This window comes from Teichococcus coralli, from assembly GCF_009829925.1.
Lineage (GTDB): Bacteria > Pseudomonadota > Alphaproteobacteria > Acetobacterales > Acetobacteraceae > Pseudoroseomonas > Pseudoroseomonas coralli.
This window is the reverse complement of sequence record NZ_SNVJ01000021.1, coordinates 25,998-45,642: the sequence shown is the minus strand read 5'-3', so window position 1 is coordinate 45,642 and position 19,645 is coordinate 25,998. Positions and strand designations below refer to the sequence as shown.

General features: G+C 73.4%; 18 protein-coding genes. 7 read left to right on the top strand and 11 right to left on the bottom strand.

Going from position 1 to position 19,645, the window contains the following annotated elements; genetic code table 11:
* Window positions 1-135 precede the first annotated feature (135 nt).
* Together E0493_RS18945 and E0493_RS18940 are read right to left on the bottom strand one after the other, a co-directional pair.
* Window positions 136-429, bottom strand: coding sequence for a hypothetical protein (locus E0493_RS18945; protein ID WP_235913882.1), 294 nt, complete (start codon window positions 427-429; stop codon window positions 136-138).
* Between the two features lie 124 nt (window positions 430-553).
* Window positions 554-1,588, bottom strand: a complete 1,035-nt coding sequence (locus E0493_RS18940) for an aspartate-semialdehyde dehydrogenase (protein WP_160938825.1) — start codon at window positions 1,586-1,588, stop codon at window positions 554-556.
* Window positions 1,589-1,798: 210 nt separating this feature from the next.
* Here E0493_RS18940 and E0493_RS18935 point away from each other — a divergent pair, with 210 nt between their 5' ends.
* On the top strand, window positions 1,799-2,224 hold the full coding sequence (locus tag E0493_RS18935) for a DUF1489 family protein (RefSeq protein WP_160938824.1): 426 nt from the start codon (window positions 1,799-1,801) through the stop codon (window positions 2,222-2,224).
* Window positions 2,225-2,359: 135 nt separating this feature from the next.
* Window positions 2,360-2,590 (top strand): hypothetical protein, encoded by a 231-nt coding sequence (locus tag E0493_RS18930; RefSeq protein WP_160938823.1) that lies wholly within the window; start codon window positions 2,360-2,362, stop codon window positions 2,588-2,590.
* Between the two features lie 240 nt (window positions 2,591-2,830).
* Here the strand turns inward: E0493_RS18930 and E0493_RS18925 are convergent, their stop codons facing one another.
* The 7 genes from E0493_RS18925 to E0493_RS18895 all read right to left on the bottom strand — a co-directional run bounded on the left by E0493_RS18925 (window position 2,831) and on the right by E0493_RS18895 (window position 11,105).
* Window positions 2,831-3,379 (bottom strand): NADH-quinone oxidoreductase subunit B family protein, encoded by a 549-nt coding sequence (locus E0493_RS18925; RefSeq protein WP_160938822.1) that lies wholly within the window; start codon window positions 3,377-3,379, stop codon window positions 2,831-2,833.
* A 94-nt stretch (window positions 3,380-3,473) separates the two neighbouring features.
* A complete protein-coding gene (locus E0493_RS18920) occupies window positions 3,474-4,976 on the bottom strand; it encodes a hydrogenase large subunit (protein ID WP_160938821.1) in 1,503 nt (500 codons plus the stop codon).
* Window positions 4,973-6,460, bottom strand: a complete 1,488-nt coding sequence (locus E0493_RS18915) for a proton-conducting transporter transmembrane domain-containing protein (protein WP_160938820.1) — start codon at window positions 6,458-6,460, stop codon at window positions 4,973-4,975. The genes E0493_RS18920 and E0493_RS18915 overlap by 4 nt, the downstream gene beginning before the upstream one ends.
* Window positions 6,457-7,140, bottom strand: a complete 684-nt coding sequence (locus E0493_RS18910) for a hydrogenase-4 component E (RefSeq protein WP_160938819.1) — start codon at window positions 7,138-7,140, stop codon at window positions 6,457-6,459. The genes E0493_RS18915 and E0493_RS18910 overlap by 4 nt, the downstream gene beginning before the upstream one ends.
* 12 nt (window positions 7,141-7,152) lie before the next feature.
* Window positions 7,153-8,112: a respiratory chain complex I subunit 1 family protein gene (locus tag E0493_RS18905; RefSeq protein WP_160938818.1), complete on the bottom strand. Its 960-nt coding sequence runs from the start codon at window positions 8,110-8,112 to the stop codon at window positions 7,153-7,155.
* Window positions 8,109-10,118, bottom strand: coding sequence for a proton-conducting transporter transmembrane domain-containing protein (locus E0493_RS18900; protein WP_160938817.1), 2,010 nt, complete (start codon window positions 10,116-10,118; stop codon window positions 8,109-8,111). The genes E0493_RS18905 and E0493_RS18900 overlap by 4 nt, the downstream gene beginning before the upstream one ends.
* A 156-nt stretch (window positions 10,119-10,274) precedes the next feature.
* Complete coding sequence (locus E0493_RS18895) at window positions 10,275-11,105, bottom strand: aldo/keto reductase (RefSeq protein ID WP_160938816.1); 831 nt, start codon at window positions 11,103-11,105, stop codon at window positions 10,275-10,277.
* A 35-nt stretch (window positions 11,106-11,140) separates the two neighbouring features.
* Between E0493_RS18895 and E0493_RS18890 the strand changes: the two genes are divergently transcribed.
* Window positions 11,141-11,767 carry a hypothetical protein gene (locus tag E0493_RS18890; protein WP_160938815.1) on the top strand — a complete coding sequence of 209 codons (627 nt, stop codon included), beginning with the start codon at window positions 11,141-11,143 and terminating at the stop codon, window positions 11,765-11,767.
* A 404-nt stretch (window positions 11,768-12,171) separates the two neighbouring features.
* On the opposite strand, the gene E0493_RS18885 is transcribed toward E0493_RS18890, so the two are convergent.
* Together E0493_RS18885 and E0493_RS18880 are read right to left on the bottom strand one after the other, a co-directional pair.
* On the bottom strand, window positions 12,172-13,335 hold the full coding sequence (locus tag E0493_RS18885) for a pyridoxal phosphate-dependent aminotransferase (protein ID WP_160938814.1): 1,164 nt from the start codon (window positions 13,333-13,335) through the stop codon (window positions 12,172-12,174).
* A gap of 150 nt (window positions 13,336-13,485) precedes the next feature.
* Window positions 13,486-14,991 carry a gamma-glutamyltransferase gene (locus E0493_RS18880; protein WP_160938813.1) on the bottom strand — a complete coding sequence of 502 codons (1,506 nt, stop codon included), beginning with the start codon at window positions 14,989-14,991 and terminating at the stop codon, window positions 13,486-13,488.
* Between the two features lie 853 nt (window positions 14,992-15,844).
* Between E0493_RS18880 and E0493_RS18875 the strand changes: the two genes are divergently transcribed.
* The 4 genes from E0493_RS18875 (at window position 15,845) to E0493_RS18860 (ending at window position 19,641) form a co-directional block, all read left to right on the top strand.
* Window positions 15,845-16,618, top strand: a complete 774-nt coding sequence (locus tag E0493_RS18875; protein WP_160938869.1) for a DsbA family protein — start codon at window positions 15,845-15,847, stop codon at window positions 16,616-16,618.
* Window positions 16,619-16,765: 147 nt separating this feature from the next.
* Window positions 16,766-17,731, top strand: coding sequence for a M14 family metallopeptidase (locus tag E0493_RS18870; protein ID WP_160938812.1), 966 nt, complete (start codon window positions 16,766-16,768; stop codon window positions 17,729-17,731).
* 96 nt (window positions 17,732-17,827) lie between these two features.
* Window positions 17,828-18,505, top strand: coding sequence for an RraA family protein (locus tag E0493_RS18865; protein WP_160938811.1), 678 nt, complete (start codon window positions 17,828-17,830; stop codon window positions 18,503-18,505).
* A 23-nt stretch (window positions 18,506-18,528) separates the two neighbouring features.
* Entirely contained in the window at window positions 18,529-19,641 is a 1,113-nt protein-coding gene (locus tag E0493_RS18860; protein WP_160938810.1) for an Ldh family oxidoreductase, read from the top strand.
* Window positions 19,642-19,645 lie beyond the last annotated feature (4 nt).

The following is a 19,645-nucleotide window of genomic DNA, read 5'->3' as shown; positions in this document are numbered from 1 at the left end:
CGGCGGGCGAGGCAGTGGGGCATCTTTTATGGTGCGGTGCCCCGCAGCGTCAACGCGCCCCGGGGCTTTGGGAGCCGCGATGCCCCGGCCGTGGCGGCGGGCGCGCCCCGCCGCCAGGGTTCTCCGGGCCCGCGCTCAGTACCCGTAGCCGCGATAGGCGCCCGGCGGAGGCGCGCCGTAGGGAGCGCCATAGGCGGGCTCGCGCGGGCGCTCGGGCGTGGTCAGCGCGCCGCCCGCCGCACCCACCGCCCCGCCGAGCAGCGCCCCGGTGCCGGCATTGCCCGACAGCGAACCGACGCCGGCGCCCACGCCCGCGCCCAGCAGGCCGCCGCCAACCGCCCGCTGGCCCGGGCTGTAGGGGTCGCCGCAGGCCGCCAGACCCAGCATGACGCCGCCCGCCAGCCCCAGCCGCATGATGGTCTTTCGCATCGCTCGATCCTCCTTGTTTGTTCCTTTGGAACGTCAGGAGGCGAGGGCAGGATGCAGGTCCGCGGCGTGGCGGCGGCATGTCACCCCCGCCACAATCCAACAAGCTTGCGTGAAAGGCCGCGCTTCAGCCCGCCGCCGCGTGCTCCAGCAGGCCGGAGCGCACCAGTTCCTCGGCGATCTGCACCGCGTTCAGCGCCGCGCCCTTGCGCAGGTTGTCGGCCACGCACCAGAAGGCCAGCCCGTTCGGCACCGTCGGGTCGCGGCGCAGGCGCGAGACGAAGACCGGGTCCTCACCGGCGATGTCCGCCTGGGTGGCGTAGCCGCCATCCTCGCGCCGGTCGAGCACGGTGATGCCCGGCGCCTCGCGCAGCGCATCCCAGGCCTGGCGCTCGGTGATCGGCGCCTCGAACTCCACATGCACCGCCTCGCCATGCCCGATGAAGGCCGGCACGCGCACGCAGGTCGCCACCACCTGGATGTCGGGGTCGAGGATCTTCCGGGTCTCGACGGCCATCTTCCACTCTTCCTTGGTGAAGCCGTCGTCGAGGAACTTGTCGATATGTGGGATGCAGTTGAAGGCGATCGGCTTGGTGAACACCTCCGGCGCCGCCGCGTCGTTGACGTAGACGCCGCGGGTCTGGGTGAACAGCTCGTCCATCGCCTCCTTCCCCGCGCCGGAGACCGACTGGTAGGTGGAGACCACCACCCGCCGGATCCGCGCCACCTCGTGCAGCGGCTTCAGCGCCACCACCATCTGGATGGTGGAGCAGTTCGGGTTGGCGATGATGTTGCGCTTGCGAAAGCCCCTCAGCGCCTGCGGGTTGACCTCCGGCACCACCAGCGGCACGTCCTGGTCCATGCGGAACTGGCTGGTGTTGTCGATCACCACGCAGCCGGCCGCCGCGGCGCGCGGCGCGTGCACCGCCGAGACCGAGGCGCCCGGAGAGAACAGGCCGATATCGGTGCCGGTGAAGTCGAACTTCTCCAGGTTCTGCACCTTCAGCACGGTCTTCTCGCCGAAGGAGATCTCCTGCCCCGCCGAGCGTCCGGAAGCCAGCGCGACCACCTCGCTGACCGGGAACTCCCGCTCGGCGAGGGTTTTCAGCATCTCGCGCCCGACATTGCCGGTGGCGCCGACGACCGCGACGCGATAGCCCATCGCTCTCTTCCTTACATTGAAGTGACATTGAAGTGCCCGGCGCCCACGCGGGCGGGCGTGAAAACGGGCTGCCTTACCCCCCGCGCGGCGGCATGCGCAACTGTTTTACGCGGGCGCCCCTTACGCGGGCGCCTCTCCCGCCGGCCCGCCGGCCCGCCGCGGCCGGCCCGGCCCCTTGCGGCACCGCCCCGGCGGCGTACATCTCTGGCCGTGCTGCACCTCATCAAGCTCTGCGTCGGCCCGCGCGACGTGGCCACCCTTCGCACCGGCCAGGAGCGCCGCGCCCGGCTCGACCCGCCGCTCCGGCACCTCACCCGCATGGCCCCGAAGCGGGCCGAGGAGGTGCTTGAGGGCGGCTCGCTGTACTGGGTGGTCGCCGGCTTCGTCTGCGTCCGCCAGCGCATCCTCGACATCCGCGCCGAGCAGGCCTCGGATGGCGCCCCCCATGCCGCGCTGGTGCTGCATCCGGAGCTGATCGCCGTCGCCGCGCGGCCGATGAAGCCCTTTCAGGGCTGGCGCTACCTGCAGGCGGAGACCGCCCCGCCCGACCTTGCCGCGCCCTCCGAGGATGCCTCCGGCATCGCCGCCCTGCCGCCCGAGCTGCGGCGCGAACTGCAGCTGCTGGCGCTGCTCTGAGGTCCCGCCCCCTCCGGCCAGGCCAAAGCTAACGGCGATTTCAGGCACGGCTCATGCAGCCGAGAGGTGCCGTCCGGCATGCTGGCGATGAGGGGCCACGAGATCACGGCTCCCCGCATCAGGAAATCCGCACACATGCTCCGGTCGTTCCGCTTTCTGCTCGCCGCCTTCGCGCTGGCCGCGCCGCTCGCCCTTGCCGGCCTTTCCGGCACCGCCGAGGCTGCGACCCCGCAGCACAGGAGCGCCCGCTCGGCGCAGCACGCGGCGGCGCACACGTCGCACCACCGCCGCCATGCGGCCGTGAAGCACAAGACCCCTTCGCGGCACGCCGCCCGCGCCCGCCGCACCCACCGTCCGGTCGGCTAGAGCATTTTCCGTTCGCACTGGCTCACGGGAAACGCTCTAGCCGTTTGTTTTGACGAGCATCTTCACCCGTCCCGATGATGCCATCGGAACGGGATCTGCTCTAAGGCGCCACACCGGGGGATACTGGGCGGCCGCCTCTTCCCCGGTGAGGCACCGCCCGGTCCGCCGGCTCCCGGAGGGTTTCCCGCGGCAGCGCGGCGTTGCGGGCCGGCAGGAAGATCCTGCCGGCCCGCTTCCTGTTCAGTTGCCCGGCACCTCGTCTTCGCCCGCCTCCTCCTGCACGGCGAGCAGCGAGAGCAGACCTTCCAGCAGCATCGCCGGGCTGGGCGGGCAACCCGGGATCACCAGGTCCACCGGCAGCACGCGGTCCACGCCGCCCGCCACGGCATAGCTGTCGCGGAACACCCCGCCATCCAGCGCGCAGTCACCCACCGCCACCACCCATTTCGGGTCCGGCGTGCAGAGGAAGGCCCGCTGCATCGCCTCCGCCATGTTGTGGCAGGCGGGGCCGGTGACCAGCAGCACGTCGGCATGGCGCGGCGAGGCGACGAAGCGCAGCCCGAACCGCTCCAGGTCATAGACCACGCCGGACAGCGCGTTCACCTCCAGCTCGCAGCCGTTGCAGGAACCGGAATCGACGTGCCGGATGGCCAGGCTGCGCCCCAGCCGAACTTGCGCGGCGGCTTCCAGGCGCTCCGCCAGGGCGGTGACCGTGGCCTCTGCGGGGGACGGCGCCGGCTCGCTCAGCGGGCGGCGGAACAGGCTGCGGATCAGGCTCGGCCAAAGCATCGGAGCGCCCTCGCGGGAAAAGGGGAAAGGCCGCGGCAGGGGATTCCCCCGGAGCCCCGTCGTCCTTCCGCCGGTGCGCGGCGCGGCGGCGGCGTCACAGGTCCACCCCGCTGTAGGAGCAGTTGAACGACTTGTTGCAGAGCGGGAAGTCGGCAACGATGTTGCCCTCCACCGCCACCTCCAGCAGCGGCCATTGCAGCCAGGAAGGGTCGCGCAGAAAGGCGCTGCGGATCAGCCCGTCCTCGCCCAGCGCCATCCAGCACAGCACCTCGCCGCGGAAGCCCTCCACCACGCCCAGCCCCTCGCCGCTCCGCACCGGCAGCGAAACCAGCGTGTCGCCTGGCTCCAGCCGCTCCAGCAGCGCGGCGACAAGCGCCAGGCTCTGCGCCAGCTCCTCCAGCCGGATGCTCAGCCGCGCCTCCACATCGCCCGCCTGCAGCACGGGCACCGTGAAAGGCAGCGCATCATAGGGCGCGTAGGGAAGGTCCCGCCGGGCGTCGAAGTCGCGCCCCGAGGCGCGGCCGACGAAGCCTCCCGCCGCGAAGGCCGCGGCCCAGTCCGGGCGCAGCACGCCGGTACCGGCCAGCCGGTCCTGCAGGCTGGCATGGTCTTCCGTGACACGCCGCAGCGCCGGCATCTCGGCCGCGACCAGCGCCAGCGCCTCGCGGATCGCCGCCACGCCCGAAGGCGCGATGTCGATCGAGACGCCGCCCGGCACCACGCGGTCCATCAGCAGCCGATGGCCGAAAGCCGCCTCACTGGCGCGCAGCACCCCCTCGCGCAGCGCCCCGCAACGGGCATGCGGCCAGGCGAAGGCGGCGTCGTTGCAAAGGGAGCCCCAGTCGCTCAGGTGGTTGCCGATCCGCTCCAGCTCCGCCATCAGCCCGCGCAGCAGCGCCGCGCGTGGCGGCACCGCGACGCCGAGCGCCGCTTCCGCCGCCTGAGCGAAGGCCCAGGCATGCGCCACCGTGGAATCGCCGGAAAGCCGGGCCGCCAGCCGGGCCGCCGAGCGCGGCGACCGGCCACGCATCAGCCCCAGCGTGCCCTTGTGCGCGTAGCCCAGACGCGCCTCCAGCCGGACAATGGCCTCGCCCTGCACATGGAGGCGGAAATGCCCGGGCTCGATGATCCCGGCATGGATCGGCCCGACCGGGATCTGGTGCACCCCCTCCCCTTCGGCGGGCAGGAACTCCGGCTGCGGCGGCTCGCTGGCCTGCGCGAGAGGCCGGGCGGAAAGCGGCGCCGCGAAGCCCCAGCGGCCATGGTCCAGCCAGGGCCGCCCGTCCACCCCGCCTTCGGCGCGCAGGCCCCAGAGGTCGGCGATGGCGCGCTCGAACCAGGAGGCCGCCGGGCGGGCAGGCGAGAGCGCGGGGTAGTTGCCCTCCGCCGCCGTGCTGGCGAGCAGCAGCGAGCCGCCGCCGGACGGACGGAAGGCGGCATGCACGGCGCCGATCTCCGCCCAGAGCGCCAGCAGCTCCAGGTCGGGCTGCTGGCGCAGCGCCCCCGGCAGCCCGGCCCAGGCGGCCGGCTCCAGCTCGCGGCGGAACGGCGTGCGCGCCGTGCCGGAAAGGATCAGGCGGGTGGCGGGGCCGCTCATCCGGCGATCCTCGCGGCGTCCAGCAGCATCCTCAGCAGCGGCGCCGGCAGCGCCAGGCCGAGCAGCAGGGCGAGCAGCAGGTGCAGGTGCAGCGGTGCCAGCGCCGCCCAGGCATCCAGCCGCGGACCGAGCAGGGAAGGCACCGCGCGAAGCGTCACCGCGGCCGGCGGCGGCCCGAGGCCAATGGCCTGCATCGCCTGCACCGTCGCCAGCGCGGCGAGCAGCAGGCCAAGGCCGAGCGGCAGCGCCAGCCAGGGCATCCGCGCCACCGTCTGCTGCATCAGCAGGAACTCGCTGGCGAAAATGGAAAAGGGCGGCAGCCCCGCGATGGCCAGCATGGCCAGCACCAGGGACCAGCCGAGCCGCGGATGGGTCGCCACCAGCCCACCCAGCGCGGCAAGCTGCTGGCTGCCGCGCAGCACCGTCGCCCGTCCCAGGCCGAAAAAGATGGCGCTCTTCACCAGGGAATGGCCGAGCAGGTGAAGCATCCCCGCCAGCGCCGCCGGCCCGCCCAGGCCGAAGGCGAAGGCCGCGAGGCCGATGTGCTCGATGCTGCTCCAGGCGAAAAAGCGCCGCGCATCCCGCCGCCGCCACAGCGAAAGGGCGGCCAGCAGCAGCGAGGCGAGGCCCATGGCCATCATGAGGGCGCCCGGCGGCAGCAGGCCCGGGTTCAGCGCCACCACCGCCTTGGCGCGCAGCACCGCATGCAGCGCCGCGTTCAGCAGCAGGCCGGAGAGCACGGCGGAGATCGCCATGGGTCCCTCGGCATGGGCATCGGGCAGCCAGGAATGCAGCGGCACCAATCCCGCCTTGGTGCCGTAGCCGACCAGCAGGAAGATGAAGGCCAGGGTCAGCAGTCCGGGATCGGCCTCGCGCCCCACCCGCATCAGCATGGAGAAGGAGAGCGCCGCCCCGCCATCACCGGCGAAGGGCAGCGCCGCCATGGCCAGCACGATGGTGCCGAACAAGGCCAGGGCGATGCCGACGCCGCAAAGGATCAGGAACTTCCAGGCCGCCTCCAGCGCCGCCGGCGTGCGGTGCAAGGCCACCATCAGCACGGTGGCGAAGGTGGCGAGCTCGATCGCCACCCACATCAGCCCGAGATTGTCGGCCAGCAGCGCCAGGTGGTTGGCGCCAAGGAAGACCTGGAAGGCCGCGTGGTAGGCACGCCCGGCGCGCGGGCTGAACCCCTCACCGCCCACCGTGGCGGCGGAGAAGCAGGCGGTGGTCAGCCCGACAAGGGCGCCGAGCAGCAGCAGCGGCAGGTTCAGCGCGTCGAGGTGCAGCAGCCACGCGGCCTCGCCCTGGCCTCGTGGCAGCGCCAGCAGGCCGAGGGCCAGCAGGAAGCCGGCCAGCGCCAGAGCAATGTTCAGCAGCGCCGCAAGCCGCAGCGAGGGAATGGCCGCCAGCGCCGCGCCGCCCAGGAAGGGCAGCGCCACCAGCAGCAGGGGCAGGGCGAGGTCCGGCGGCATCCAGGCGCTCATGGGCGCTCCGCCTCGGCGCGCTCGCCGCGGTGGCGGTGCAGCAGGGAAAGGTCCAGGCTGGCGAAGCTGGCACGCAGGTGGAAGGCGAAGAAGCCCGCCATCCCCGCCAGCACCAGCACAAGCGCGGCGGTCGAGAGCTCCACCACCAGCGGCAGCCCCCGCACCCCGGCGGCGGCCAGCACCAACCCGTTCTCCAGGCTCAGCAGGCCAATCACCTGGCTGATCGCCTGCCGCCGGGTGATCATCATCAGCATGCCCAGCAGCACGACGGAAAGGGCCATCGCCAGGTCCTCCCGCGCCAGGGCCCCGGCGCCGGTGGTGGCGGGCAGCACCACGAGGATGGCCAGCGCCACCAGCCCCACGCCGACGATCAAGCCGGCCCCGATGCCGAGCGCGGGCTCAACGCTGCGGTGCAGGCCGAAGCGGCGCACCAGCGCGCGCAGCGCCAACGGGATCAGCACCGCCTTGGCGGTAGCGGCGACGAGAGCCGTCACGTAGAGCCCCGGCGCGCCCTGCGCCCAGCCCTGCCAGGCCACGGCCAGCGCCAGCGCCGCGCCCTGGGCGGCAAAGGTGCTGATCACCGCGCTGATGCGCCGCTGGTAGAGCAGCAGAAAGGAAAGCAGCAGCACGGTTCCGGCCAGCAGGTGCGCCACGTCATAGGAAAGCTGCCCGAAGCCCATGCCGCGCGCCCCTCAGGCCAGGCCGGTGGAGAGGAAAAGGAACACCGCCCCCAGCAGCGCCAGCAGCAGCGCCGCGCCGAGGAACTCGGGGACCCGGAAGACACGCATCTTGGCGATGACGCTCTCGAGGATGGCCAGCGCCACCGCCAGCAGGCCGAGCTTGATCGCCCAGGCCAGCAGGCCGAACAGCCAGGCCAGCGGGCCCGCATCGGCCGGCGCAGTGCCGAAGGGAAGGAACAGCGCGGCCAGCAGGCTCAGCCACAAGGCCAGCCGCAGCGCGCCCTGCATTTCCCACAGCGCGAGTTGCCGGCCGGAGGATTCCAGCAACATCGCCTCATGCACCATGGTCAGCTCCAGATGGGTGGCGGGGTTGTCCACCGGCAGGCGGCCGTTCTCGGCCAGCGCCACCGCCAGCAGCGCCAGCGACGCCAGGCCGAGGGTGACGCGCAGCCCCACCATCCCCTCCTGCAGCAGGCTGCCGACGGCGTCCAGGTTGGTGGTGCCGGCGAGCATGGCGAAGGCCAGCACGGCCAGCATGAAGGCCGGCTCGGTGAAGGCGGCGAAGCTCATCTCGCGCGCCGCGCCGAGGTCGCCGAAGGCGGTGCCGACATCCATCGCCGCCAGCGCCAGGGCGAAGCGCGCCAGCGCCAGCAGCCCGGCGATCAGGATCAGGTCCGCCATCGGCGCCAGCAGCATGCCATGCGTGAAGCCCGGCACCAGCGCCGCCGCCGCCGCCGTGGCGCCCAGGGCGGCGTAGGGCGCGGCCAGCGAGACCACCGAAGCGTTCTCCGCCAGCAGCGGCTGCTTGCGCAGCAGCTTCAGCAGGTCGCGCCAGGGCTGGAGGGGATTCGCCCCCTGCCGGCCCATCAGCCGCGCCTTCAGCCAGCGCACCAGCCCCACCAGCAAGGGCCCGACGGCCAGCATCAGCGCCAGGTGCAGGAGCTGGGCGAGGAGAGAGGGCAGCAGCGTCACTGCGCCACCCCCGCGCCAAGCCAGGCCAGCAGCGCCAGCAGCGCGACCAGCGTGCTGAAGCTGAGGCCAAGGAACTGGCGGATGGTCAGGTCGCGCAGCCGCTCCGCCGCGATGGCCAGCGCATCCCGCAGCCGCAGCAACGGGCGGAGCAGCGCCGGCAGCACGGGATCGTGGAAGCCGCTTTCCAGTTGCGCCGCCTCCGTGCTGCCGGGCGGCGGGCGCCGCACGGCCTCGCGCGCCGCCAGCAGCGGGGTGCCCAGCATTCGGCGCAGCGGCTGGGCGAAGCCCGCGGCGCTGGCCTGGGTGGCAGGGTCGCCGAAGGGCAGATGCGCCGGCGGGGCGATGAAGCCGCCATCCCACACCGGGCCGCGCGCCGCCGGGCCTGGCGACAGGTGCCGCACCAGCGCCACCAGCCCGAACAGCAGCAGCGCCAGCACGACGGCCAGCGCCAGCGGCCGGTAGCCCGAGCCGGAGGCCGAGGGGCCGACCAGCCAAAGCGAGGCCTCGGCGACGCCGTCATGCCCGCTGATCCGCGCCACGGCGGGCGCGCCGAGCGCCAGGAGCGCGCCCGGCAGCAGGCCGACCACCGCCACCAGCCCGGCCAGCCCCATCAGGGCGGCGCGGCTGACCGGATGGGCATCCTGCGCGCCCAGGGTACGGGGCGTGCGCGGGCGGCCGAGAAAGGTGAGGCCCCAGAGGCGCAGCATCGCCACGGCCCCCAGCGCGGCGGACAGCGCCGCCACCGCCGTGCAGGCGGCCACCAGCACCTGCAGGCCGAGCGCCCCCACCCGCCAGGCGGAGAGCAGCGCCTGCAGCAGCAGCCACTCGCCGGCAAAGCCCGCCAGCGGCGGCAGCGCGGCGGCCGCGGCGGCGCCGGCCAGGGCGCAGGCCGCCACCACAGGCATGGCGTGGATCAGGCCGCCCAGCCGGTCCAGATGGCGCGCGCCGGCGCCATGCTGCACCTCGCCCGCGGCCAGAAAGAGCAGAGTCTTGAACAGCGCATGGCCCAGCGCGTGCAGCAGCGCCGCCCCCGCCGCCAGCGCGGCGAGCGGCCCGAGATCGGCCGCGCGCAGCATTGCGGAAAGGCCGAAAGCCATGGCGACGACGCCGATGTTCTCAATGGTGGAGCAGGCCAGCAGCGTCTTGCTGTCGGTTTCCTGCGTCGCGCGCAGGGCGCCGAGCAGGGCGGAGGCCGCGCCCAGCACCAGCAGCGGCACGCCCCAGCCGAGCGGCTGGGCCGGCCCGCCAAGGTCCAGCGCCAGCCGGGCGATCACGTAGAGCGCCACCTTGGTCATGGCGCCCGACATCAGCGCCGAGACATGGCTGGGCGCCACAGGATGCGCGACGGGCAGCCAGCCATGCAGCGGCACCAGCCCCGCCTTGGAGCCGGCGCCGAGCAGCACCAGCACCATCACCATGGCCGCCACCCAGCCCTGTGGCGGGGCGGCGCGCATGCCGGCGAAGGAGAGGTCCCCGGTGAGGCCCGCCAGCAGCCCCACGGCCGGGATCAGGCAAGCGGCCCCAAACAGCGCGAAGCCGAGATAGAGCCGCGCCGCCGCGCGCTCCGCCTCGCCCCGCCGAGCCGCGAGCAGCGCCCAGGAAGCAAGCGACATGGCCTCGAAGCCGAGCAGCAGGGTGAAGCCGTCGGCGGCCAGCAGCGTCAGCGCCATGCCGGCGAGGAACAGCGGATAGGGCACCAGCCGGCGCGGGGACGCGGCGGCCTCGTGCACCCAGGCATAGAGGCCGCAGGCGACGCCCACCAGGCCGAGCAGCAGCAGGAACCAGGCGGAAAGCCCGTCCAGCGCCAGGGTGAGCGGCGCCCAGGGCGGACCCACGGGAAGCAGCAGCACGCCGCCGCCGCCGAGCGCGAGTTCCGCGACCGCCAGCAGCGCGAAGCCGGCCGAGGCGGCGATCCCGCCCCCATGCACGAGCCGTGCGCCCCTCCCGGCCAGCGCACCGAGCGGCGCCAGCAGCAGGAGGCCGAGCAGGAGGAAGGCGAGTGCCACGGTCACGGTGCGCAGGATAGGCAGAGCCCTGCCGGGCCGGAAGGCGCAATCCTGTCAGCGGCGTTCCGGCCACGCCCCGTCGCGGTTCCGGCGGCGGTTGCGGCGCAGCGAGGCCGGAAGCGCCGCCTCCGCCGGATGCTCATCCTCGCGCCCGGCCTAGAGCATCTCCAGCGGCTGCTTGCGCTTGGGCGGCGGAAAGGCGGAGTCGAACTCGGCGAGGTCCTCCGGCGTCAGCACCACCTTCCAGACGTCGGCATTCTCGCGCAGATGCGCCTCGTCGGACGCCTTGGGGATGCTGATCACCCCGCCTCCGCGGAGCGTCCAGGCCAGCGCCACCTGCGCGGGCGAGATGCCCTGCCGCGCCGCGATCCGCTTCAGCGCCGGGTGCCGCAACAGGTCGCCGCCCTGCCCCACCGGGGAATAGGCCATGACCGGCATCTTCAGCCTGGCCGCGAAAGGCAGCAGGTCGAATTCCACGCCACGCGCTTCGAGGTTGTAGAGCACCTGATCGGTGGCGCAGCCGGAAAGGGTGGAGCCAAGCTCCTCCAGGTCCGACACGTCGAGGTTGGAGACGCCCCAGCGGCGGATCTTGCCGTCACGGACCAGTTTCTCCATCGCCTCCACCGTTTCGGCCAGCGGCACGCTGCCGCGCCAGTGCAGCAGGTAGAGGTCGATCACATCCGTTCGCAGCCGCTTCAGGCTGCGCTCGCAGGCCTCCGGCAGCCGGCTGCGGGAGGCGTTCTGCGGATAGGCCTTGGTGACGAGGAAGACCTCGTCCCGCCGGCCCGCGATCGCCTCGGCCACCACCTCCTCGGCGCCCCCCTCGGCATACATCTCCGCCGTGTCGATCAGGGTCAGGCCGAGATCGAGGCCGAGTCGCAGCGTGCGGGCCTCGGCGGCCCGGTCGGAGCCTCGCTCGCCCATCTTCCAGGTGCCCTGGCCGAGCGCGGGAACGCTGGTTTCATCCGGAAAGGTGACAGTGTTCATGGCAAGCTCCCGATGCCCTTCTTATCTTGCGCCCCATGCGCACAACCGCCACCACCCTGCCGACGATCGCCGCCCTCGCGCTGCTGGCCGCCGTGCCGGCGCAGGCGGCACCCGACCAGTTCGGCCCCTGGATCCTGAACTGCGCCGCCGACCCCATGACGGACCAGTCCACCTGCCGCATGACCCATGCGCAGCCGGTGGAGCCTGCCACGGAGCACATGCCCGCCCTGGCGCTGGAGGTCGCGCCACGGCGAGGCCTGCTGGTGCCGGTGGTGACGGCGCGTGACCTCAACCTGGAAGGCGCGCTGCGCGGATTGCTGGCGCTGGCCGGCACGGCGCAGCTCCGCTTCCCGCCCAACCCGCTGTTCGAGATGCCCTGCGGGCTGGAGGGCAGGTCGGTGGTCTGCGCGCCACGCCCGGAGGATGCCGCCCGCGCCGCGGAGGAACTGCCCAAGGCCGAACAGGTGCTGGTGCGCGTTCTCGGCTTCGGCAGCGCCACGACCGAGTCCCCGCCGCGCGAGCTGGCGCTTTCGCAGACTGCGGCGGCGCTCACCGCCTTCCGCGCCGAGGTGCCGCCCGAGCAGGCCGAAACCCCGCCGCCCGCCTTCAACCTTCGCGAGATGATCCAGCGCCTGCAACGCTTCTTCTTTTCGCCGCAGTAGCGCGCGCCTGCCGTTCCGCGGCTTCGGAACCGGGTGGCCTTGTTGTGCGCGTGGTGGTCATCGCCCCTGCCGCCATCATGCCGCCGCTCGAATGCCGCAGGAAGTGCCGGCGCGTGAGGAAGCCCGGCAGGCGCTGTGGGCCGCCGCTGCCCATGGTCATCATGATGCGTCTCCCCAACTGGCGCGGGGCGGCCGGTCACCGCCCCGCGGGGTGAACAAACGGACAGGTCAAGGGTTGCGGGCTCCCGCCCCCGCACCGGGCGCAGCGCGGGATCAGCGGCGGGCCGATGGTGCCACCGGTCCGGCGCGGCCAGTCCTGGGGGAGTTCCGGCAGCCGCGTCGCGCCGCCGCCAATCGGCGGCGGCGGACCACCGGCAGCCGCCGCGGCGCCTTTCCCTGGCGCGTCAGCGCCGCAGCCAGCGGCGGAGCCGCTCCGGCGCCTCGGCCATCGCCGCCTCCGCGCCGCAATAGGAGAAGCGCATGAAGCGCCGGCCGCGGGCGGGGTCGAAGTCAACGCCCGGCGTGGCGGCGATGCCGGCCTCGGCCAACATGCGCGCGGCGAAATCCACGCTGTCGTTGGTCAGGTGGCTGACATCGGCCCAGAGGTAGAAGGCGCCGTCCGCCTCGGCGAGCCGGTCGAGGCCGGCGGCGGGCAGGCCGGCCAGCAGCGCGTCGCGGTTGCGGCGATAGGCGGCCTTGTTGGCCTCCAGCTCCGCCGTGCAGTCGAAGGCGGCCTCCGCCGCCACCTGGGAAACGTGCGGCGCGCTGATGAACATGTTCTGCGCCAGGCACTCCACCGGCCGGACCAGGTCCTCCGGCAGCACCAGCCAGCCGATGCGCCAGCCTGTCATCGAAAAATACTTGCTGAAGCTGTTGACCACCACGGCGCTCGGGCTGAAGGCGGCGGCGGTGCTTTCCGGCATCCCGTAGGAGAGGCCGTGATAGATCTCGTCGGAGATCAGCCGCACCCCATGCTCGTGGCACCAGCGGGCGATCGCCGCCAGCTCCTCCGGTGAAAGCATGGTGCCGGCCGGGTTGCAGGGCGAGGCGACGATCAGCCCGTCCGGCCGCGGGTCCAGCGCCTCCAGCATGGCGATGGTCGGCTGGAACCGCGTCGTGGCGTCGCAGGGCAGCTGCTGCGGCACCATGCCGAGGGCGGTCAGGATGTTCGCATAGGGCGGGTAGTAGGGCGCCGCCATGGCGACGCGGTCGCCCGGGTCGAAGGCCGCGAGGAAGGCGAGCGGAAAGGCCCCGGAGGCCCCCACCGTCACCGCCACCCGCTCCGCCGCGACGGCGGTGCCGTATTTCTCCCCGGAATGGCGGGCGATGCGCTCGCGCAGGGAGCGCAGGCCGAAAGCCTCCGTGTAGCCCATCGGCGCGCCGGCCTGGAGGGCGCGGACCGCCGCCTCGGCCGCACCGCGCGGCGCGCCGGTGGAGGGCTGGCCCACCTCCATGCGCAGCACGCCGGGCGCGCCGGGCGGCAGGCTCAGCGCGGTGGCATTGGCGGCGGCGATGACGTCCATCACCAGGAAGGGCGGCGCCTCGGCGCCTCGGCCGGTCTTGAGCATGGGGATCGTCCCGGAAAGGCAAGGTCGGGGGGATGAATTCCCCCGAACCCCCTTCTTTTTTTGTCAGTTTGGCGCTGCGCGTTCCACCAGCACGGGGAACTCGGAGAAAAAAGACGGGGGCCCGGGGGAATTCCTTCCCCCGGACTTTTTTTACTGTCCGCCGATCAGCGCCAGCCCGAAGCCGCGAGGGTCGGCGGCGGCGGTGCAACGGCTTTCACTGCCCGGCAGGTAGCGCGGGCAGCTGATGGCGTTGGCGCTTCCCGGCGCGGGGACGGCAGCCACCGCCTCAGCGACCGGGGAGCCGTTCAGCAACGCCCGCGCCGCCGGCAGTGCCAGCGCGATCGGCGCCGCGCCCTGCCCGGTGGCGGCCCCGGCATAGCGGAAGGCGCGCAGGTTGGCGTTGTAGGCGAGGGCGGCGGCGAGCAGCGGCGGCTCCACGCGGCCGCGGTTGGGCGCGGCGGCCATGACGAAGCCAAGCTGCGGCACCACGCGCCCGGTGCCGAACAGGTTGTTCAGCGTGAAGGCGCAGGAAGCGGCGTTGCCGTCCTTGTCCAGCGTGACAAGGCTCGCCGAAGCCGGCAGGGCCGGCACCGGCCCGTCCAGCGGCGGCGGGTTGGCGAGCAGGCTGGCGGCCTCTCCGCCGCGCTCGCGCCAGGTGCGCGAGACGGCAAGGCCGCGCTGCGAGGCCGCGTCCACGCCGGCGCCGGATTGCAGGGCCTGGAAGGCGGCGGCGCCGGCCAGCCCGCCATCGGCCGGCAGCGGCAGAAAGGCGAGCAGGTCGGAGCCCACCCGCATCTCCAGCGGCTTCGCCACCACGGGCACGGCCGGGCGCAGGTCCTCCAGCGTCAACGGGCCGCCGGCCCGGGCCGAAAGCTCCACGAGGCGGCGCGCCATGGCGCCCTGGTAGAGATCGCCCACGCCGGCGACGCGGAGCGCGGAAAGCGCGCCGCCGAGATCGGGCTGCACAAGCTGCTCGCCCTCGGCCAGCGGCTGGCCGTTGGGACCGGTGAAGACGGCGCGTGCCGGCGGATCGGCCAGCAGCGGCCCGGCCACCGCCGCGAGGTCCTGCGCCAGGGCGCGGGAGGTGGTGGCGCCGAAGCGGGCCAGTTGCTCGGCGGGCGCCATCAGCTCGTTGAAGGGGCGGCCCGGCAGGCGCGTGTGCAGGGCGAAGAGGCCGCGCGCCAGCATCGGCACCGCCGCCGGCCGGTCGCCCACCGGCCCGGCCGGAGAGGGAGCGGTGGCAGGAAAAAGCACCGCCTCGGTGCTGCCGCGCTCACGGTTGAAGACCAGGCAGGCGCCGCCGCCGCCAAGCCCCGTGCGGGAAGGCAGCGTCACCGCCATGGCGAAGCCGGCCGCCACGGCCGCGTCCACCGCCGTGCCGCCGGCGGAGAGCACCTCGCGGCCGACCAGCGCGGCGCGCGGTTCATCCGCCACCACGCCGCCGAGGAAGCCACGCACATGGCCCTGCTGCCCCTCGGGCGGCGCGTTGCTGCCCACCACGCTGTTCACCGCGCTGCCGACGGTGCCGCAGCCGGAAAGGCCGAAAAAGCCGGCCGCCAGCAAAGCAGGCCAGGATGATGGCCGCTTCCGCCCGCCCCGGGCTAGGCCGCCGGCCATGCGAAGCCTGTCGGCCCTGTTCCGCGCGCTGCTGCTCATGCTGGCGTTCTTCACTCCGTTGCTGCTCGTCCGGGCCGTGCGGGGCCGGCGAGGGAACCAGGGCGGCTGCGGCGTCCCGGTGATCGGGGGCGCCGAGACGGAAAGCATGACCCGCGACTTCCCGCACCCTCCGCTCCGCGCCGCCAGGATGGATCCAGGGGCGCGGAACAGGGGGGTGCGCATTACGCTGATCCAGAACCGGGCCATAAACGCCTTCGTCACCACCGGCAACCGACTCTTCATCCATACGGGCCTGATCCGGCGGGCTGATTCGGCGGCGGACCCGGCGGGCGTGCCCGGCACAGGAGAGCGGTCCCATGGCCGGCGGCCATCTGGCACGGAGCTTGGAGCCGATGCGGCCCGCCATGCCGCGGAGGCGGCGGCGTGCCGGGCCACCCTCCCCCACCTTCCCCTCCGGCAATGGCCGGAGCGGGGGTCGGAGCAACCGCTGAGCCGCCCGCGGGGCCGGATGACCTTTGTTCAGGAGCGCATCGCCGGCACATGCGCATGTGATGGTGGAGTTCGGCACGCCCACGCTAGAGCATTTTCCGTTCGCTCTGGCTCACGGGAAATGCTCAGGCCGTTTGTTTTGATGAGAATCTTCACCCGTCCCGACGATGCCGTCGGAACGGGATCTGCTCTATTGCCCGCGGCAGCGGGAGGCCAGCTTGGCGCTTGACCGCGAGGCCGGCTTCGCCTCGCATCCGTCGGACGCGGCGCGGGGACGGCCCGGGCGGAGAAGGCCCGGCCGCGCCGCGGGCGCCGCATCCGCGCGAGGCGGTGCGGCCGGGAAACCCGATGCCGGAACGGCGCGAAGCCGAACGGGCCCAACGACGGAGACGAAGACGACGTGATGCGAACCCGGTTCAAGGCGACGCGGCTCGCCCTCGGCGCCGCCCTGCTGCTCGGCACGGCGCCGCCGCTCGCCGCGCAAGCGCTCTCCCCGCAGGCACTCTCCCCGCAGCAGCGGGAGGAGGTGGTGGGTATCCTGCGGGAGGCGCTGCGCAAGGACCCCTCCATCCTGCGCGACGCGCTGGTGGCGCTGCAGCAGGCGGAGCAGGACGACCGCAGCGCCGGCCAGCGCGCCGCCATCGCCGCGCACGAGGAGAAGCTGCTGCGCGACCCGGCCGATCCGGTGAAGGGCAACCCGCGCGGCAACGTCACCATCGTCGAGTTCTTCGACGTCCGCTGCGGCTACTGCAAGGCGCTGCACCCCACGATGGAGGCGCTGCTACGCGAGGACCCGCAGGTGCGGGTGGTCATGAAGGACCTGCCGATCCTCGGCCCCAACAGCGTGCTCGCCAGCCGCGCCCTGCTGGCGGCGCAGCGGCAGGGCAAGTACGCGGCCCTGCAGGATGCGCTGATGCGGCTGCGCGGCGAGCCGACCGAGGCGGCGTTGCAGGCGGAGGCGCAGCGCGCCGGGCTCGACTGGCCCCGCCTGCAGCGCGACATGCAGGACCCGGCGTTGAAGGCCCGCCTGCAGGACCATGTGGCGCTGGCCCAGGCCCTCGGGATCGAGGGCACGCCGGCGCTGATCGTCGGCGGCAAGCTGGTGCCGGGGGCGGTGGACCTGGCGACGTTGCGCCAGCTCGTGGCCGGGGCGCGGCAGGCGGGAAAGCCCGGCTGACGCTCGCGCCGCCGTGCGGTTGCCCATCCCGCCCCCGCGTATAGAGTGTTTCCGGGAGACAAGCGGGGAGATGGCCGTGGCGGCGCAGGGAGATGCGCCTCCGGGGGCGGGCCATGCATCGCGGCCTGGTTGCGGGGGAGTCCAGACGTGAGTGAGGCAGCGGCGCCGGACTTCCTGCCGCACTTCCCGGTGCAGCTTCCGGTGCCGGACCTGCGGCCCTGGCTGCGCGGCAACCTGCTGGAAGGGGCCTGGAGTTTCACCGCCGCCGCGCCCGGCCCGCATGTCGTGCTGGTCAGCCTGATGCATGGCAACGAGTTCGCCGGCGCGCTGCTGCTCGCGCGCTGGCTGGAGCAGGGGCTGCGGCCGGCGCGCGGCCGGCTGACGATGGTCTTCGCCAACCCCGCCGCTTTCGCCCGCTTCAACCCCGCCGATCCGACGCTCAGCCGCTTCCTCGACGAGGACATGAACCGCGTCTGGAGCGACCGCGTGCTGCAAGGCCACCGCCGCAGCCGCGAGCTGGACCGGGCGCGCGAACTTTGCCCGCTGTTCGACAGCGCCGACCTGCTGCTCGACCTGCACAGCATGCTCTGGCCCTCCGACCCGCTGATCATCACCGGCACGCCGCGCCGCGCCCTGCGGCTCGGGGCGAAACTCGGCATTCCGCCGCTGGTGGTGGCGGACGAGGGGCACAGCACCGGGCTGCGGCTGATCGATCGCCCCGCCTTCGCCGATCCCGCGGGGCAGCGGACGGCGCTGCTGGTGGAAGGCGGCCAGCACTGGGCGCCGGCGACGCTGGAAACGCTGGAAGGCTGCGCCACCGCCCTGCTGCGCGAGAGCGGCTGCCTGGACCTGCCGCCCGCGCGCGCCACCTGGCCCCCCCGCGTCGCGCAGGTGACGCGCACGGTGGTGGCGCGCACGCATGCCTTCGCCTTCGTGCAGCCCTTTCGCGGCGGCGCCGTGGTTCCCGGGCGCAACACGCTGCTGGCGCTGGATGGCGAGGCCGAGATCCGCACGCCGCACGACGATTGCCTGCTGGTGATGCCGAGCCCGCGCACCATGCGCGGCCACACCGCCGTGCGGCTGGCCCGCTTCCTGGCGCCCGACGAGATCTGACCCGTCCCTCCTGCCGGCGGTAATTGCAGACAGTTGACATATGGGGCAGCCTGATCGCCACGGCACTGGAACGGTGCCACGGGGGAGCGGACAGGAATGACCATCGGATCACGCATCGCCGAACGGCAGGACCGCGTCGCACCGGCATTGGCGGAGCGCGCCGCGAAGCTGCCGGCCGCCAATATCGGCGACGTCATGAACCGCATGCAGGCCATGCGCGGCGGCTTCCAGCCCTATGGCGGGCGGCGCAGCGTGGCCGGCCCGGCGCTGACCGTGCGCGTCCGCCCCGGCGACAACCTGATGCTGCACCGTGCGATCGACCTGGCGCAGCCGGGCGACGTGGTGGTCTGCGACGGCGGCGGCGACCTGTCCATCGCCGTCGCCGGCGACCTGATGTGCAGCCACGCCGCCGCCCGCGGCATCGCCGCGCTGGTGATCGACGGCGCGGTGCGCGACATCAGGGAACTGGCGGCAATGCAGCTCGGCGTCTGGGCGCGCGGCGCCACGCCGGCCGGCCCCTACAAGGACGGCCCCGGCGAGATCGGACATCCGCTCGCCTGCGGTGGCCTCGTGGTCAGCCCGGGCGACCTGATCGTGGCGGACGAGGACGGGGTGGTGGTGGTACCGCTCGCGGCCGCCGAAACCGTCATCGTCGCGGCCGAGGCGCATGCCGCCAAAGAGGCGGCCACCACCGCCGCCATCCGCGGCGCCGGCTGGGACCGCGCCTGGGTCGAGGAGACGCTGGCCGCCAAGGGCTGCACGGTGGTGCGCTGACGGCGGCGGACAGGGAAGCCGCCATGCGCGCCGCCGCCGAAAGCGTCCGCCGGCAGATCACCGGCATCCTGCTGGCCTGGGGCATGGACCCGGACTTGGTCGCCACCACGGCCGAGGCCATGGTGCAGACCGACCTCATGGGCATCGACTCGCACGGGCTCTCGATGCTGATGATGTACGAGAAGCTGCGCGACGGCGGCCAGCTCAACCTCCAGGCCCGCCCGCGCGTGGTGCGGCAGAACGCCTGCACGGCGCTGGTGGATGGCGGCGCAGGGCTCGGCCATCCCGTCGCCGCCATGGCGATGGCGCTGGCGGTGGAGAAGGCGCTCGCCGCCGGCATCGGCGCCGTCGGCGTGTTCAACTCGCACCATTTCGGCGCCGCCGGGCACTACGCCCGCATCGCCGCGCGGCGCGGCCTGCTGGGCATGGTGATGACCACCGCGCGGAGCATCACGGCGGTGCCGGCGCGCGGCGCGGTGCCGATCCTCGGCACCAACCCGATCGCGCTCGCGGCGCCGGACGCGGAGGGCGAGCCGGCCTTCGTGCTGGACATGTCGAGCACCACCGTCGCCGCCAACAAGGTCAAGGTCTACGACCTCAACGGCAAGCCGATGCCGGCGGGCTGGGTGGTGGATGGCGAGGGCCGCCCCGTCACCGACGCCGCCGAGGCCATGGCCTACCTCCACAAGCGGGCGGAAGGCGGGCTGACGCCGCTCGGCGGCGCCGTCGAGACCGGCGGGCACAAGGGCTACGGCCTCGGCGTCATGGTGCAGATCCTGGCCGGCACGCTGACGGGCGGCGCCTTCCCTTTCCTGCGCAACCGCACCGCGCCACCCGGCGCACCGGACAATATCGGCCATTTCTTCCTGGCCATCGACCCCGCCGCCTTCCGCCCGCCCGCCGAATTCCACCAGGACCTCGGCGAGTTGCTCGGCACGCTGCGGCAGACCCCGCCCGCCCGCCCGGACCAGCCGGTGCTGATCCCCGGCGACCCCGAGCGGATGGAGCACGCCGCGCGTAGCGCCGGGGGCATCCCGGTGCCGGAGAGCCTGGTGCGGCATGTGCGCGACATCTGCGCCCGCTGCGGCGCCGAATACGTGCTGGAAGACATGCCGGGCGCCGGGCACGCGGGCTGAAAGG

What these genes read in the sequence shown, in the direction of transcription:
- E0493_RS18945 (WP_235913882.1), bottom strand. Translation starts at nt 429, where the DNA reads ATGCGAAAGACCATCATGCGGCTGGGGCTGGCGGGCGGCGTCATGCTG.
- E0493_RS18940 (WP_160938825.1), bottom strand. Translation starts at nt 1,588, where the DNA reads ATGGGCTATCGCGTCGCGGTCGTCGGCGCCACCGGCAATGTCGGGCGC.
- E0493_RS18930 (WP_160938823.1), top strand. Translation starts at nt 2,360, where the DNA reads ATGCTCCGGTCGTTCCGCTTTCTGCTCGCCGCCTTCGCGCTGGCCGCG.
- E0493_RS18925 (WP_160938822.1), bottom strand. Translation starts at nt 3,379, where the DNA reads ATGCTTTGGCCGAGCCTGATCCGCAGCCTGTTCCGCCGCCCGCTGAGC.
- E0493_RS18920 (WP_160938821.1), bottom strand. Translation starts at nt 4,976, where the DNA reads ATGAGCGGCCCCGCCACCCGCCTGATCCTTTCCGGCACGGCGCGCACG.
- E0493_RS18915 (WP_160938820.1), bottom strand. Translation starts at nt 6,460, where the DNA reads ATGAGCGCCTGGATGCCGCCGGACCTCGCCCTGCCCCTGCTGCTGGTG.
- E0493_RS18910 (WP_160938819.1), bottom strand. Translation starts at nt 7,140, where the DNA reads ATGGGCTTCGGGCAGCTTTCCTATGACGTGGCGCACCTGCTGGCCGGA.
- E0493_RS18895 (WP_160938816.1), bottom strand. Translation starts at nt 11,105, where the DNA reads ATGAACACTGTCACCTTTCCGGATGAAACCAGCGTTCCCGCGCTCGGC.
- E0493_RS18890 (WP_160938815.1), top strand. Translation starts at nt 11,141, where the DNA reads ATGCGCACAACCGCCACCACCCTGCCGACGATCGCCGCCCTCGCGCTG.
- E0493_RS18885 (WP_160938814.1), bottom strand. Translation starts at nt 13,335, where the DNA reads ATGCTCAAGACCGGCCGAGGCGCCGAGGCGCCGCCCTTCCTGGTGATG.
- E0493_RS18880 (WP_160938813.1), bottom strand. Translation starts at nt 14,991, where the DNA reads ATGAGCAGCAGCGCGCGGAACAGGGCCGACAGGCTTCGCATGGCCGGC.
- E0493_RS18875 (WP_160938869.1), top strand. Translation starts at nt 15,845, where the DNA reads ATGCGAACCCGGTTCAAGGCGACGCGGCTCGCCCTCGGCGCCGCCCTG.
- E0493_RS18865 (WP_160938811.1), top strand. Translation starts at nt 17,828, where the DNA reads ATGACCATCGGATCACGCATCGCCGAACGGCAGGACCGCGTCGCACCG.
- E0493_RS18860 (WP_160938810.1), top strand. Translation starts at nt 18,529, where the DNA reads ATGCGCGCCGCCGCCGAAAGCGTCCGCCGGCAGATCACCGGCATCCTG.